The 15,218-nt window shown below is 64.4% G+C and carries 11 protein-coding genes; 5 read left to right on the forward strand and 6 right to left on the reverse strand.

The window, feature by feature from the left end:
- The first annotated feature begins 175 nt into the window (after positions 1-175).
- From KF708_12675 to KF708_12695, 5 genes are all read left to right on the forward strand, one after another.
- Entirely contained in the window at positions 176-1,504 is a 1,329-nt protein-coding gene (locus tag KF708_12675) for a DUF1501 domain-containing protein (protein MBX3413537.1), read from the forward strand.
- A 180-nt stretch (positions 1,505-1,684) separates the two neighbouring features.
- The gene (locus KF708_12680) at positions 1,685-2,848 is read left to right on the forward strand and encodes a putative zinc-binding metallopeptidase (protein MBX3413538.1); all 1,164 of its coding nucleotides are present in this window, start codon (positions 1,685-1,687) and stop codon (positions 2,846-2,848) included.
- 191 nt (positions 2,849-3,039) lie between these two features.
- Positions 3,040-3,759 carry an ABC transporter ATP-binding protein gene (locus KF708_12685; GenBank protein MBX3413539.1) on the forward strand — a complete coding sequence of 240 codons (720 nt, stop codon included), beginning with the start codon at positions 3,040-3,042 and terminating at the stop codon, positions 3,757-3,759.
- Positions 3,759-5,459, forward strand: a complete 1,701-nt coding sequence (locus KF708_12690) for a hypothetical protein (GenBank protein ID MBX3413540.1) — start codon at positions 3,759-3,761, stop codon at positions 5,457-5,459. The genes KF708_12685 and KF708_12690 overlap by 1 nt, the downstream gene beginning before the upstream one ends.
- Before the next feature lie 61 nt (positions 5,460-5,520).
- Positions 5,521-6,255 (forward strand): class I SAM-dependent methyltransferase, encoded by a 735-nt coding sequence (locus KF708_12695; protein MBX3413541.1) that lies wholly within the window; start codon positions 5,521-5,523, stop codon positions 6,253-6,255.
- Between the two features lie 4 nt (positions 6,256-6,259).
- Here the strand turns inward: KF708_12695 and KF708_12700 are convergent, their stop codons facing one another.
- The 6 genes from KF708_12700 to KF708_12725 form a co-directional block, all read right to left on the reverse strand.
- Complete coding sequence (locus KF708_12700; protein MBX3413542.1) at positions 6,260-6,961, reverse strand: J domain-containing protein; 702 nt, start codon at positions 6,959-6,961, stop codon at positions 6,260-6,262.
- 299 nt (positions 6,962-7,260) lie between these two features.
- Positions 7,261-8,919: a PPC domain-containing protein gene (locus KF708_12705; protein ID MBX3413543.1), complete on the reverse strand. Its 1,659-nt coding sequence runs from the start codon at positions 8,917-8,919 to the stop codon at positions 7,261-7,263.
- Positions 8,920-8,928: 9 nt separating this feature from the next.
- Positions 8,929-10,278: a DUF1501 domain-containing protein gene (locus KF708_12710; protein MBX3413544.1), complete on the reverse strand. Its 1,350-nt coding sequence runs from the start codon at positions 10,276-10,278 to the stop codon at positions 8,929-8,931.
- A 12-nt stretch (positions 10,279-10,290) separates the two neighbouring features.
- The gene (locus KF708_12715) at positions 10,291-12,513 is read right to left on the reverse strand and encodes a DUF1549 domain-containing protein (protein ID MBX3413545.1); all 2,223 of its coding nucleotides are present in this window, start codon (positions 12,511-12,513) and stop codon (positions 10,291-10,293) included.
- Positions 12,514-13,089: 576 nt separating this feature from the next.
- Positions 13,090-14,844: a cation acetate symporter gene (locus KF708_12720; protein MBX3413546.1), complete on the reverse strand. Its 1,755-nt coding sequence runs from the start codon at positions 14,842-14,844 to the stop codon at positions 13,090-13,092.
- The gene (locus tag KF708_12725; GenBank protein MBX3413547.1) at positions 14,841-15,140 is read right to left on the reverse strand and encodes a DUF485 domain-containing protein; all 300 of its coding nucleotides are present in this window, start codon (positions 15,138-15,140) and stop codon (positions 14,841-14,843) included. Before KF708_12725 ends, KF708_12720 begins: the two co-directional genes overlap by 4 nt.
- Positions 15,141-15,218 lie beyond the last annotated feature (78 nt).

Raw genomic sequence — 15,218 nt, forward strand, 5'->3', positions numbered from 1 at the left:
GATCGCTTCCGTATAAATGCGGGTATCGCCGAGCGCCCCACGACGAACCGCCGACAAAAATGGCTTCTCGATTGACCCCCCAATTATGGCCGACATAGACTAGGGAACGATTTACCCCGGTTACGTTGCTTTGCTGGTTTCATTGCCTGCTTCGCGAAGCTCAGGGTCACCTGCCATGCTCGATTTCATCGGCTGCCGTCACGAGTTCTGCGATGGGGTTTCGCGGCGCGATCTGCTGAAGGTGGGCGCGCTGGGTTTGGGCGGGCTGACGCTTCCCGGCTTGTTGCGCGCTCGTGCCACTGCGGCGGCCGAAGGGCGCGAAGTACGACGCACCTCGGTGATCTACATCGAGCTGGCCGGCGGTCCGAGCCACTTCGAAACGTACGATCCCAAGCCCACGGCCCCGCGCGAGTATCGCGGTCCGCTGGGCAGTGTGGCCACCAAACTTCCTGGTGTGCGCTTCAGCGAATGCATGACCGAGCAGGCGAAGATTGCCGATCGCCTGGCGATCATCCGTTCGGTCCAGCACGAATCGTCGAGCCACGAAACGTCGGCCCACCTGGTGCAGACGGGCTATTACCTGCGCGATCGCCAGAACCGTGAGAACGAGATGCCGTGCATTGGTGCCGTGGCGGCGCGGTTGCGTGGTGCCAATGTTTCGGGCGTGCCCGCCTATGTCGCGGTGCCGAATATGATGCGCTCGGGCGCGGCGGCCTACCTGGGCAAGGGCTTCAACGCCTTCGAGACCGGTGGGGATCCCAACAAGGCGAACTTTCGCGTCAATAACCTGTCGCTGGTGAAGACGCTGAGTCTCGATCGCCTCGAGTCGCGCCGCACGCTCCTGGCGGCGCTCGATTCGTCGCGTCGCGTGGTCGATAACCGCGGCGTCAGTGGCGCGATGGATAACTTCACGTCGCAGGCCTTCGAATTGGTGACTGGGGACCGCGCCCGCGAGGCCTTTGCCATCGAGCGCGAAAAGGACAAGGCCCGCGACCGCTACGGCCGCACGACCACGGGGCAGAGTCTGCTGCTGGCTCGCCGGCTGGTCGAGTCGGGGGTGGGCTTCGTCACCGTGCGCGTCGGCAGCTGGGACGACCACACGAAGATCAAAGATCGCATCCTGGGAAAGGCGCCGGCGCTCGACCGCGGTGTCGCCGCGCTGGTCAAAGATCTGCAAGCTAGCGGGCTCGACCAGGAGGTGCTCGTCGTTGCCATGGGCGAATTCGGCCGCACGCCGCGCGTCAACAAGACCGCCGGCCGCGACCACTGGGGCTCGGTCATGAGCGTACTCGTCGCGGGGGGCGGGCTGAAGATGGGGCAAGTGATCGGCAGCTCGAATCGCAAGGGAGAGATCCCGCAATCGAGCCCCTATCGGCCCGAGCACGTGCTGGCGATGGTCTATCGCCACTTGGGCATCGATCCCGAGCAGACCTTCAACGATCTCTCCGGCCGCCCGCGCTATATTCTCGAGCGCCGCGAGTTGATCAAGGAATTGCTCGCCTAACCGATGCACTTTTTGTAACGAGCGCATGACGCCGCGCGAGTTCTTCGCGCAGGTTTCTGCCGGTGGCGGCCCGGATGGTGGCACGAGCCGGCGTTCCGCTCGACTTCTTTCGTCCTTGTCAGTGTGTGGGCAGTTCGAGAAATAGAACGGGCCGCTTTTCGGCCGATCACGGAGTACCGCATGCGCAACATTTTCGAGTCCATCACGAAACGCCTGGTCGAGGTCTGGCGACCGGAAGAACCAACCGGGCGCGGGTACTCTTATCGTTGCCAGTGCGAGCGGCCGGTTTTCTTTCGCAACAGCCTGTGCCTGGGTTGCAATACGGTGTTGGGCTACGAGCCCGATTCGGCGCTCGTGCGCGCGATCGAGCCGGGCCCCACGCCGGGTACCTGGAAGCTGTTCGGTCAGACCGAGGATACATCTCTCTGGCGCCAGTGTGACAACTTCGAGTCGCCTGCTGGATGCAATTGGCTCGTGCCGGCCGATGACGAAGAGCCGCTCTGTCGTTCGTGCCGCTTGAATCAAACGATCCCGCAACTCGACGACGAGCAGAATTGCCTCTGGTGGCGGCTGATCGAGAATGCCAAACGCCGCTTGGTGTCGCAACTGCTCACGCTCGGCTTGCCGGTCCAGTCGAAGGTCAGCGAAGACACGGAGCGCGGCGTGATGTTCGACCTGCTGCGCTCGCCCGAGGAGGGACCTCGCGTGTTGACCGGACACGCGAATGGCCTTATCACGTTGAATATCGAGGAGGCCGACGACTCGAAACGAGAGAAGATCCGCAACCAGTTGCACGAGCCGTATCGCACCTTGCTCGGGCACTTCCGCCACGAGATCGGACACTACTACTGGGATCGGCTGATCGCCGATACGCACTGGCACGAGAAGTTCCGCGAGTTGTTCGGCGACGAACGGCAGGATTACGCCGAGGCGCTCCAACGCCACTACGATCACGGCGCGCCTGCCGACTGGGCGAACCAGTACATCAGCACGTATGCCTCGTCGCATCCGTGGGAAGACTGGGCCGAAAGTTGGGCCCACTACCTGCACGTGGTCGATAGCCTCGACACGGCGCTGGGCTTCGGCCTGCGGGGCGAAAACGTGGAGACGACGGTCGAGCCCTTCACGCCCGAGGACCTCTACGATCCCGATTCGCCCGACGCGAAGCGCGTCATCCTGCTGATCAACTCCTGGGTCCAGTTGACGACCGTGCTCAACGAACTCGCCCGCAGCATGGGACAGCACGACTTCTACCCCTTTGTCATGTCGCGTCCCGTGGTGCGCAAGCTGCATTTCATTCAGTTGGTGGTGAACGAGACGGGGGGCGGCAACTCGCCCCTGTGATCGATGCGACGCGCGCCAGCCTGCTCCGCTCGGGGGGGCGGCGCTACGAGAATCGCTACGATCGTTGCCGCCGGCTCCTGGTGGCGCTGGTTCCACCTGGTCGAAACTCCAGCGACGGCGGGAGTTAACGCGCTCGGGGCCGGCCATGCCATAGACTTGCATGGCCCCCAGCTTCACCTAAGGAACCGCGCGTGATCGACGTCGTCGACTTTCACAAGGCCTACGCCGATCACGTCGCCGTGCGCGGCATCTCTTTTCGCGTCGAGCCGGGGGAGGTGCTGGGTATCATCGGGCCCAACGGCGCCGGCAAGACCACGACGATGCGGGCCCTCGCGGGCATCATTCCCGCTAGCCGCGGGCAGTTGTCGGTAGCGGGTCACGATCTGGTCGAGGACGCGCTCGCGGCCAAGCGCGAGCTCGCCTTCGTGCCCGACGATCCGCCCCTGTTTCACGATCTCACGGTCGAAGAGCATCTGGCCTTCTATGGCAGCGTGTATCGCGTGAGCAATGCCCGGCAGAAGGCCGCCCATCTGCTCGCAGAGTTCGAGCTCGCTGCGAAGGCCCGTACCTCGGCCAGCAATCTCTCGCGCGGGATGCGTCAGAAACTGGCGGTGTGCTGCGCCTATCTGCACGATCCACGCGCTCTCTTGTTCGACGAGCCGCTGACGGGGCTCGATCCGCACGGCATCCGCGTCTTCAAGCGATCGCTCGAAGCCCGGGCCGCCGCCGGCGCCGCGGTGATGATCAGCTCGCACCTGCTGGCCATGGTCGAAGATCTTTGTACGCACGTGCTGATCCTTTCCGGGGGCGTGCAGCGTTTCTGCGGACCGATCGGCGATCTGCGTGCCAGCTTCGACACGGTCGACGCGGAGGCGAGTCTCGAAGATATCTTTTTCGCGGCGACTTCCTGATGGCGGCGATCGCTCACCCGGCGATGTTCGATCTACTGCGCTTGCAGAGCCAGGGGCGTGCGCGGCGCATCGCGCGACGTTTTTGCCAGCCGCGGCGGTTGATCCTGTCGGCACTTGCCTGCGTGCTGGCGGTCGTCTGGCTGGGCAATGCCGCGATGACGGTCTGGCTGCGCGATCCGGCCGGCCCCACCACGCTCCGGGCGATGCTGTCGCTGGGGCTGTTGATGTACGCCGCGTGGCATTTTGCGAAGGCGGCATTCTTTCGCGCCGAAAGTCCCTTCGACTGGACCCCGGCCGAGCGCGAACTGCTCGACGCGATGCCCCTCCGCTCGCGCGATCTGGTGACGTATCAACTCGCTTCGGTCACCGTGACCACGGTGCTCAAGGCGGCCTTGTTTACCGTCTTGCTGCTGCCCGATCTCCACAGTGTCACGCTCGGCTTGATCGGGTTGACGCTGGTGATGCTGCTGCTCGAAGTGCTGCGCATGGCGATCGAGATCGCCACGTGGGGCATGGGACGCGGCGCCTTTCTGATTTACCGCGCACTGGTGGTGACGGGCCTCATTGCGGCCGGTTTCGAGTTGGGACAGGCGGTGATCCAACTCGATACGTTCCGCGGTGAGATCAACGTCGGCGACGGGTTGCTCGCGCGGCTCGTCGATATCCTGGTGCAGGTCAATGCCTCGGGACTTGGTTACGCGACGCTCCCCTTTCAGCCGTTTATCCACCTGATCCTTGCCGATCGGCTCACCTCGGCTCATCTCGTCCTGGCGGCATTCGCGGCCACCCTGGTGCTGATCTTTGCCTGCGGGGTGATCGGTCTGCATGCCCTCACGGTACTGGCGGTGGCACGCCGTCAGCGTCGCGACTATCGGAATCAGCGCCCCGCACAAGTGGACTCGGCAAAAAACCAGCAGCACACGCGGCACCCGAGCAGTTGGATGGGATTTCCCTACGTGCCCCATCTCGCCGGAGCGGGCGCGATGGCGTGGCGCCAATTGGTGGGCGCGGGACGCCAGTGGGGGAGCCTGCTCACGGCGATGATCGCCCCGGCCGTGTTGGCCAGCGCCCCCTGCTTTGTCATCAAGAATCCTTACCTTGCGCTGGTCTTTACGATCGGCACGATGGCCTTCTATACGTTCCTGTTGTTGCCCACGGCGCTGCGGTTCGATTTTCGTCGCGATCTCGATCACCTGGCCACCTTCAAGTGCCTGCCCATCTCGCCCTGCGCGGCGGCCATCGGGCAGATCGCCGCGCCCGTGGCGATCGCCAGCCTGTACCAACTGGGAGTGCTGGGGTTGGCAATCTTCGCGCGCGAGCTGCCGTGGTACTATTTACCCTTGTCGATGGTCGTGATGGTGCCGCTCAATGTGATGGTCTTTGCGCTCGACAACCTCATCTTCCTGCTCTACCCGCATCGTTTGCAGCAGGAAGGGCTGGAGATTTTTCTCCGCACGATGTTGACCTTCACGGGCAAAGGCCTGTTATTCTCGATCGGCCTGGCCGTGATCTCGGCCTGGGGCTTCGCGGCGGCCGCGATTGCCAACGCTTGCGCAGCTTCGACCGGAACCGCGTGGAGCGCGTTCAGCGTCTTCGCGGCCGGAATGGTGGCCGGACCGACGCTCCTGGCGATCGTGACGCTCTATGTCTTGAGCCGGACCTACGGCCGTCTCGACCCGATCGAGGATGTTCCTCGCTGATCACCGCCGCGCCGGAGCGAACTCAGCCGCTGGCTTGGGCGTAAGACGAAGGGAGACCCGCATGGAAACCGATTACAACACGATCGCTGCCCTGTACAAACGCGCCAAGGAACAGCCGTGGCGCGACGCCGTCGAGACCTATTCGTTGATGAATCTGGTTGGCGATCTGTCGGGCAAACGCGTGGTCGATGTCGCCTGCGGCGAGGGTTTTTTTACTCGCAAGCTGCGCCAGCAAGGCGCGGCCGAAGTGTTAGGAGTCGACATTTCCGAGCGCATGATCGAACTGGCCTGTGCCGAGGAAGCCATTCGCCCGTTCGGGATCGACTATCGTGTCGAAGATGCCCGCGATCTCGGGGTGCAGCAGGATTTCGACCTGGCGGTCTCCGCCTGGCTGCTCGTTTACGCGCACGATCGGGCCGAGCTGGCGCGGATGTGCCAGGGCCTGGCGCGCAGGCTTCGTCCCGGCGGACGTTTCGTCACGCTGACGACGAATCCCGGACTGTACCACTTTGCGGTGCCCGACTACACAAAATACGGCTTTACCATTCAGGTCGAAGATCGCGTCTACGAAGGAGCGCCGATCGAGTGGACCATCCTGCTCGACGACACGTCGTTCGGCATCGAGAACTACTACCTGCCGCTCGAAGCGTACGAAGCGGCGTTCCTCGAGGCGGGGTTCCGCGAGGTGAAGTTTCACACGCCCACGTTGTCGCCGGCCGCGAGCGAGGGCAGCGATTACTGGACCGATTTTCTCGAGCGTCCGCCGGCGATACTGCTCGATTGCGTGCGAGCCTAGTTCGCTAGAGAGGCGCGTGCGGCGCCTCGGCGGCGCGTTGCTTCAACCTGGCATGCAGGCGATGCCGCGCCCACCAGCCCGTCGAAGTGCCGTCGAGTTCGATCTCTTGCAAGGCGGGCAACTCGTCGGCCACTTCGAGCGCTTGATTCGTGATCGGCGTATGCGACAGATCCAAACGTTTCAACAGGCCAAACCGGGCCAGCTTGAGGACCGATTCGTCCGAGATCTGGCAGCCCGGTAGTTCGATGGCTCGCAGTTCGCGCAGGGCCACATACTCTTCGAGCATGGCCGCGATGATCGCCTCTCCCTGAGCAGCCCCCTCGGCGCGAACGGAGACGGCCGTCTCCGCGAGTTGAGCAAAATCCCCTAGCGAGCTCTTCAGCCAATCCTGGCTCATCGTGGTCACGACCGCGCCTAGCGCGGCGAGCCTGTCGACGGCGCTGCCGAGCGCCAGGTAATGCTCCATCTGCGCGCCGATCCAGTTCCGCCGATCGGCGTGAAATTGGAGATATGCCTGGGCCTGCTCGAAGGCCTCGTGCAGCGCTTGAAAGGCCTCGACCGTTCCGCCTCGATCGGGATGCGCCTGCTTGGCCTGCTCGCGATACGCCTGGTGGACGTCTTCGAGCGTATACGGAGGAGCGAGCCCCAACGTGGCCATGAACGTCGGCCGGGGATCACGCCAATCGCCGTGTGCGGGTTGAGCCATGAATGATGTTCGATAGAGTCGGGTGCGCGGGCAGGACAGCGTGCTTCTGCGATTATGGCTCAACAATCGGCCGCGTCTACAGCGTGAGCGGTGTCAGACGCTGCCGGAAATGCAATTGTGGGGCCAACAGGATCCGTGGTGGGCGGGTTCGCGCGAGACGCTCATTTCGAGTCCGGCACTGTCGTAGACGGGGGTGCCACCGATGACGTTATAGGCCAGACTGCCCTTGTAGGAATCGGCACGTCGAACGGAGCCCATCCGGCATGTGTGGCAGGGGAACGTCAAGTACCGGCCCGAGGTTACTTCGCCGCCGGCTTCGAGACGGTCAGCCACAAGTCGTGGAGTTTTGCCCCAGCATGCCCGGGCACCGTGATGGTTGCCGCTTGGGGCGATTGTTCTCCCACGCGGCCCGTGATGCGGATGGGCTGGCTTGCCAGGGGGGCGTCTGCCGCGGCCGTGAGCTTGAGCGTTACCTTGGCCTTCGAGTCGTCGCTGGCTTGCGAGGTGGCCGCTTCGACCGTGACGCCGGCCGGAAGTTGATCGGCCGTGACGGCAATCGCCTCGGCGAAACCGTGGCGGCGCTCGATCGTCACGGGTACTTCCACCGTGGCTCCGGCGGCCAAGACAACCTCGTGCGAGCCCACGCTGAGCCGAAACTCGGGCAGGGCCCGCTCGATCGTCAGCCGGTAGACGAAACGCTCGCCCGCAGCGCGATGGCGATCCGCGACGACGACTCGTAGCGTGCCTGCCGCCGTCGCCGTGTAGGTCAGTTCGGCGTCGCGCAGCTCGCCGATGTCGTCGGCCGTGGCAAGTGCCTTGCCGTCGGCGTCGAGCAGCTCGAGCACGGGATCGAGATCATATCCCAACCCACGGCTCTCGATATGGATCGAAAGGATCGTGCCTTGCTCGACCGCGAACGCGTAGACGTCTTTCTCTCCCACGGTATCGATACGACCTGTGATCGTGACGGGCAGGGGCACCGTTTGCGGAGCTTCGAGCGAGCTGGGCTCCACTTCCAACAGGCTTTCGTGCGCGACGACCGGCACGCGCAAGGCGCCGGTCAATACTTCGCTGGCCAGATCCAGCTCGAAGTCTTCGTGGGGCGTGGCGACAAGGGGGGGCAGATTGGCGGGCAGATTCCAACCCTGCGGCTCGAGCGTGACGGGAACCGTGCTCGACACCGCCAACGGACGCGTCGCGTCGACATAGGGCCCGGTTGTCAGCAGCAGGCGATACAGGTGGTCGCCGCCGCCATCGAAGCCGATCGTGCTATTCGGCGTTGACGGAAAGCCGAACACGCGCACGTGCCAGATGCCATCGCGCGGCACTTGAAAAGCCAGCCGCGGATCGAGTCCCAGATGATCTTCGTTCTGCGCTTGTACGAAGCCGTCGGCAGAGACGATCTGCAGCACCGCGTCCATGGGCGAATCGAGTGGCGATTGCGCGTCGAGATCGGCGACGAGCCATTGCCCCGCCTTGGCCGGAATCGCAAAGAGATCGACATCGCCACCCTTGTTGAGCTGGGCATTGACCAGCAGCGTATTCGTCGCGGCCGCGGCATCGCCCAGCGGTTGCGCCGCTTCGTGCTTGTCGTTCGGCTCGACCTCGGTCACCTCGGGCACGGTGCCGACGATCAAGGGGCGCGGCACGCCCGAGCCGGTTTCGTCGTAGAGGCGAATCCAGTAGGTACCCGGCCGCGCGTCTGCCGCTGCGCGGACGGCGAACTGGCCGTTCTTTTCGAGCGGCGTGACTTCCAGGCCGGGGCGATCGATCCAGACGCGAACGGGCCAGACCTCGAACTTGCCCGTCGCGGTCGTTTCGACGTTCTGCCCACGCTGCACGCCGGGGGGAAAGAAGTAACGCACCTCAGGAGCCGCAAGCAGCGCGCGTGAAGAAAGCCCTTGTCCGACCGCCAGCGCGATCAGGAGCCACCAGGTTCTCGACGACAAACCAGCCACAGGGAACCTCTAACCCATCAGCTCGGCGATCGGTGTCGGATCGCTCACCAGGTGCGCTGGGCGTCCTTGCGGCGTGTAGAGCATCTTGTCGGGATCGATTCCCAGCTTGAGATACACGGTCGAAACGAAGTTTTCGGGCGAAAGAATCCGCTCGCAGGCGGCGTAGCCCTTGCGGTCCGTAGCGCCCACGACTTGCCCGCCGGGCGTACCGCAACCGGCGAACAGGATCGACATGGCGTTGGCCCAGTGATCGCGCCCCGGCGAACTGCGATCGGCCAGGGTCGAGATCTTCGGCGTGCGGCCGAATTCGCCCAGGGCGATGACCATCGTCGTGTCGAGCAGTCCGCGGTCGTCGAGATCGTTGATGAGCGCCGCGATGGCCCCTTCGAACTGTGGCAGACGCTTGCGCATCGCCGGGAAGATCTCGCTGTGATGATCCCAACCGCCGTCGTAGAGCGTGATGAAGGGGACGCCCGCCTCGACCAGCCGCCGCGCGAGCAGCGCCCGCTGACCCAGCGAATGGCGGCCGTAGGCATCGCGCGTGGCATCCGATTCCTGGCTGATGTCGAACGCGCGTTGAGCCTCCGGGCTGGTCACCAGGTCGTAGCCCTGGCGGTAGTATTCGTCGAGGGCGACGGCGGGATCGGCAGCCGCTTCATCCGTGATGCGGACGAAGCGGTCGACCATGCCGCGCAAGTCGCGGCGGCCGAGGAAGCGATCGTCGGTCAGCCCTTCTGGCAAGGCCACGTCGCGCACGCGGAAGCCCTTGTCGTTGGGATCACCCCCGACGACGAAAGGGGCATACTTGGCGCCGAGAAAGTTTGGTCCGCCGGAACGGGACATCGACGGCATCGAGAAGTATGCCGGCAGCCCTCCCGGGGCGCCACGCTGGTGGGCCGTGACCGAGCCCATGCTGGGATGGAAGCTAACGAACGCGCCGCAACCGACCGGAATGCGCGGCGGCGCGCCGGTCATCATGTAGTGGTTGCCCGCGCCGTGATTCCCCTGGTTGTGCTGCACCGATCGTACGACGGCGATCTTGTCCGACATGGCCGCCAGCTTCGGCAGGTGCTCGGAGAAATGGACGCCTGGGATGCGCGTGGCCACGGTGCCCAATTCACCGCGGATTTCGACGGGGGCCTCGGGCTTGGGATCGAAGGTCTCGAAGTGCGAAGGTCCGCCGTCCATCCAGATCAGGATGCAGCTCGTCGGTCGTCGCGTCGTGATGCTCGACGACGTTTCGTTCGCCATGCCGCGCAGACGCAACAGGTCGACGAACCCCGCGCCACCCAACATGCCCAACCCCAACTGCAAGCAGTCGCGGCGAGACATTCCTTCGCAGTTCTTGCGTACTCGCATGAACGGTTTCTCCTAGTCCTTGAACAGGAACTCGGGCGTATTGAGCAGGGCCCACATCAAATCTTCCGTCGCTCGGCGTCGCGATTCGGAGCTATCGCCGAAGAGAGACACGGTCGCTGCGCGCTCTTCATCGCTCGGCAGCCGCGAGTAAATCGCCAGGTAGAGCTCTTCGACGATCTGGTCCGCAGGCAGGTCGCTGGCCGCCAGCTTCGCGGCGCGGCCGTTGTCGCTCGTCACCTTCTCGTGAATGCGCGGGGCGTTCATCAGGTGCAGCGTCTGCACGACGGTCGAATCGGCCTGACGCTCGCACGGAGGATCCTGGTTGGCATCGGGACGTCCGAACGCGTCGAGGAAGAGCGAGTCGACGCGATTCGTCCAGATTTCGACCGAACGCGAGCCCGCCGGCACGCCGCTGAACGACTCGGGCACCCCCGTCACGTCGCACACGGCGTCGAGCAAGGTCTCGGCCCGCAGACGCTGGCGATAGTAGCGCGAGTAGTTGCGCGTATCGGAGGAATTTCGTTCGCTGGGGAGCGAATCGAGTTGATAGACCCGCGAATTGGCGATCGTGCGAATAAGCTGCTTCTGGTCGTAGTTCGCGTCGCGCAGTGCCTTGGCCAGCGCCTCGAGCAGCGGCGCGTTGCTGGGTGGGTTGGTGGCGCGAAGATCATCGACCGGATCGACGATGCCGCGTCCCATCAGATGCGCCCAGAGGCGGTTCGCCGCGACCTGGGCAAAGTAGCCCTGTTCGTCCGCCACCATCCACTCGAAGAGGATCTCGCGGGGGTCTTCCTCGGGCGTCGCCTCGCGCGTCGTGCCGAACAGGGGCTTGGGCGGCAGCACGGCGCCGGTGATCGGGTGCGTCACCTTGCCGCTGGGGGCGGTGAAGACGATCTCCTCGCCGCCAGAAATTGGCGGCGACAGGCCGGTCCCCTTGCGCCCGAGTCGCGAGAAGTAAGCGGCCAGGCCGTAGAAGTCATCTTGTCCCCAGACTTCGAAGGGGTGGTGATGGCACTTCGCGCAATCGAGCCGCACCCCCAGAAAAAGCTGGCTCACCATCGTCACGATTTCGTCCGGCTCGCGGCGATCGCGAAAGACGGTGACGGCGCCATTGCGCCACGTGCTCCCCTGCGCCGTGACGATGCCATGCACCATCTGGTCGTAGGGCAGGTTGCGGCGGAAGGCGTCGCGGATCCAGTTATCGAGGCTCAGCGTGGCCTTGATCCCCACGCGGTAGGGATTCGGCCGCAAGAGATCCATCCACTTGTTGGCCCAATGGTCGGCGTATTCCGGCCGCTCGAGCAAGGTGTCGATCTGCCGCGCGCGTTTATCGGGCGAAGGATCGGCCAGGAACGCTCGCACCTCGTCCGCCGTGGGCAGACGGCCGATGAGGTCGAGATGCGCCCGGCGCAGGAACGTGCCATCGTCGCAGACGGCACTCGGCGTGATGCGCAATTGTTCCAGCTTCTGCCAGACCAGGTCGTCGATCGGGTTGTCGCGCGGCAGCGCGGCGTAGACCGCCGCATCGACCGAGCCCGCCAGGGGAATCGCCGTGTTCCACGTGGCGATGTTGTTCATGTAACGGGCCATGATCGTGGCCTCGCCGGCAAGCTGCCCGGCGCGTACGACGCCGGCCTCGTCGACCGACACCACCGCCGGTTCGTTCGACTGAAAGGCGGTGACCCCGGTCACGACGCGCGTCGAACCATCGGAATACTTCGCCGTAACGGTGAGAGGTTGCTCCTGTCCCGCTTCGAGCAGTCGCTCGGGCGGGTCGAGCGAAATGGCTTCGAGCGTGGGATCGGCGGGCGTGCTGCGCGGCATGCCCAGCGTGATCCAACGGCGGATCACATCGTACTGCGGGCCGGCCGGATCGAGCCGCCGTCCGCCACCATGCGAGACCGCCATGGTGGCCTTCTCCAGGAGCAGGCTCTTCTCGGGCGAAGCGGGAAAGACCCGTCGACCACGGGCCTCGAGCGCGATGGCGGCGTAGTCGAAGTCGGGGTCGAAGCCCAACAGCGACAGTTGAAAGCCGTTCTGTCCGCGTGCTTTGCCGTGGCAGGCCCCCGCGTTGCAACCGGCGGCCGTGAGGACCGGCATGACGTCGAGCTCGAACGTGAGTCGCCCGGCGCCATTGGTGGCCGCTACATTCTCGACAGCCCGGGTGTGGTCGACACAGACGAGCGCGACCAGACACGCGAGCAGCGAAACGGCAGTCTTGCGCAGCGTATCCATAAGGCGGGAGTGTGGGGCAGGAGGAGGGGCAGGCAAGTACCCCACAATCTAGCCGGAACCCGAAGCCGGATCAATCTTTCTGGCGAATTCTCGGTTGGGCCGTATCGCCCGCGGAAGGACTGCGGATCGTGGCGATTCTGCCAGCCGGCTCCTGCGCTATTAACGCCTCCAGCAGCGTCGTGGGGCCCTGCGTCACCAAAGCCGAGGAGTGAAGCTATCTGGGGGGGCGATTGCAGGCCCCCCGAAAGCCCTGCTGCACTTTCTGAGAATTGAGCAATGTCACGCGGACAGTGCTGTGAACCCACCGAGACATCCACTCCGCGTCCCTCCCCCACCCACCCATAATGTGGGAGGAAAAAGGTGGAGGAACCTTTTTTCCACAGGAACCTTTTTTCCAGAGTCAATCGCTGGCGTATCATGGGTGGGCACAAAGGTGCAGGAACCTTTTCCGTAGGTCGATCCCTGGCGTATCCTGAGCACCTATGGGACGTCCGCATCAAGCCGCCGAGGGAGAAAAGGTGTCAGAAACCATTCGGGAGCGCAGGTTAGGCTTTTGTCGTTTGGCCAAGTTGTGTGCTACCGAGTTTTTGTCGCCAGTGACACCACCACCAGCACCACGAACCCCAGCGGAATCGTCACGATGCCGGGCTGGCTGAACGGCACGAGGGCCGTGGCTGGGTCGAGACCGTAGATGTCTCGGTAGGTGTCGCCGCTGGCCAGGATCCAGGCCAGCGACGAGAGCATGCCCACCACGATCGCGACCGTGATGCCTTGCTTCGTCGTCCCTTTCCAGAAGAGGAGCATCACGAGCGAGGGCAGGTTGGCCGAGGCGGCCACGCTGAAGGCCCAGCCCACCAGGAAGTTCACGTTCATCCGCTCGAACAGAATGCCCAGCACGATGGCGATGGCCCCCACGGCCACGGCCGTGAGCTTGGCCAGGCGCACCTTTTCGTGATCGGTGAGCTTCACGCGTAGCAGCTCGCCCGCCAGGTCGTGCGCCACGGCGCCGCTGGCCGCCACGATCAGGCCGCTCACCGTGCCCAGCACCGTGGTGAAGGCAATGGCCGAGATCGTGGCGAAGAGCAATTCGCCGAAGCTGCGGGCCAAGAGCGGCGCCGCCATGTTGCTGTTCGTCACGTCGATGGCGCCGCTCGTCATGGCGCCGAGTCCCAGGAAGAGGGTCAGCACGTAGAAAAATCCGATCGTGCCGATGCCCACCACGGTGCTCTTGCGCGCCGCGGCCTCGTCCTTGACCGTGTAATAGCGGATCAGAATGTGCGGCAGCGACGCCGTGCCGCAGAACAGGGCCAGCATCAGCGAGAGAAAGTTCAGCTTGTCGAAGAAGTAATCGCTGCGCACGCCGGCGAACGTGGGGCTGTTGCCCGGCTTGAGCACGTCGCTCCCCGGGGTGGGCTTCTGCGAGAAGACCGTCGTCGTGCCGCCATCCTCGTTGCGGGTGGTGGTCGATTTCCACAGCACGACCTCGCTCCGCTCGAGCGTGCTGAGAAACTGCAATGGCCCGAGCGGGCCCGTCTTCAGCTTGCCATCAGGCAGGCGGCTCACTTCGCCGACCGGCCAGAGATCCCCTTCGCCTGGCCCTCTCCCCTGCGGTTTGCCGTTGACGATCCGCGTGCCGTCGGCCGTGACGGTCACGGTTTGCGTTTCTGTCAGGGGATCGCGTCCTGCCTCAGCGTCGCGGAAACGTGGGGCGACCTCCAACCCTCGATTCAGAATCAGGACGGTGAGCACCGCGCTAAAGATCACCAGGAGCGAGCCCTTCAGAAACTGCACGTACGTGGTCGAGACCATGCCAGCCGTGCCGACGATCAGCACGACGACCGTGCCGACGATCACCACGCCGGCCCAGTGGGGCAGCCCCAACAGCGGCGTGATGAGGACGCCGGCGCCGACCATCTGCGGAATCAGATAGAAGACGCTCACGGCCAGCGTGCTCACGGCGGCGGCCAGCTTGATGCCGCGCGAGTTGAAGCGCGCATCGAGCGCGTCGGCGAAGGTGTATCGCCCCAGGCGCTTCACCGGCGCGGCGATGACAAAGAGCGCCACGATCCAGCCCGCCAGGTAGCCGATCGAGTAGAGAAACCCGTCGTAACCATAAAAGGCGATCATGCCGCAGATGCCGAGAAACGACGCGGCGGAAAGGTAATCGCCAGCGAAGGCCACTCCGTTGATGAACCAGTGGATATTCCCGCCAGCAGCGAAGTAACTCTGCGACGAGCGCGTTTTGGCGGCAAAATAAAAACTCAGCCCCAGGGTGATGCCGACGAAGATGGCGAAGACCACGATCGCGGCCAGCGAAGGCTCGTAGATCATCGTCCGGCCTCGCGCGAATCGTCGCGTGCGGGACCGAGTCGGCAGATCCAGTCGTAGAGTACCGCCAGGACGAAGGCCATGACGATCAAGGCCAGGCCGCTGAGGACGGCCAGGTTGATGCCGGCCCAAGGCGTGCGTGCCATGAGCGTGGGAGCAAAGGCGTTCGCCAGCACGAAGCTGGCATAGAAGAACAGGTAGATGGCAAACAGCACGAGCCCCGCGCGCGAATGCCGCGTCGGCTCGAGCCGCGAGCGATCCTCCTCGCTCGACGCTGGCCTGTGGTCGAACCCGCCCATGTTGCTTCCCTTGGTTAACATTTTCCTAGTCTCGGCGCGAATCGACTATCCTACGCCGTGGAACGCGGCAAGCGTAGC

This window comes from Pirellulales bacterium, assembly GCA_019636335.1.
GTDB lineage: Bacteria > Planctomycetota > Planctomycetia > Pirellulales > JAEUIK01 > JAHBXR01.

Coding starts and splice junctions, on each gene's coding strand:
- KF708_12675 (MBX3413537.1), top strand. CDS start 176: ATGCTCGATTTCATCGGCTGCCGTCACGAGTTCTGCGATGGGGTTTCG.
- KF708_12680 (MBX3413538.1), top strand. CDS start 1,685: ATGCGCAACATTTTCGAGTCCATCACGAAACGCCTGGTCGAGGTCTGG.
- KF708_12690 (MBX3413540.1), top strand. CDS start 3,759: ATGGCGGCGATCGCTCACCCGGCGATGTTCGATCTACTGCGCTTGCAG.
- KF708_12695 (MBX3413541.1), top strand. CDS start 5,521: ATGGAAACCGATTACAACACGATCGCTGCCCTGTACAAACGCGCCAAG.
- KF708_12700 (MBX3413542.1), bottom strand. CDS start 6,961: ATGGCTCAACCCGCACACGGCGATTGGCGTGATCCCCGGCCGACGTTC.
- KF708_12710 (MBX3413544.1), bottom strand. CDS start 10,278: ATGCGAGTACGCAAGAACTGCGAAGGAATGTCTCGCCGCGACTGCTTG.
- KF708_12715 (MBX3413545.1), bottom strand. CDS start 12,513: ATGGATACGCTGCGCAAGACTGCCGTTTCGCTGCTCGCGTGTCTGGTC.
- KF708_12720 (MBX3413546.1), bottom strand. CDS start 14,844: ATGATCTACGAGCCTTCGCTGGCCGCGATCGTGGTCTTCGCCATCTTC.
- KF708_12725 (MBX3413547.1), bottom strand. CDS start 15,140: ATGGGCGGGTTCGACCACAGGCCAGCGTCGAGCGAGGAGGATCGCTCG.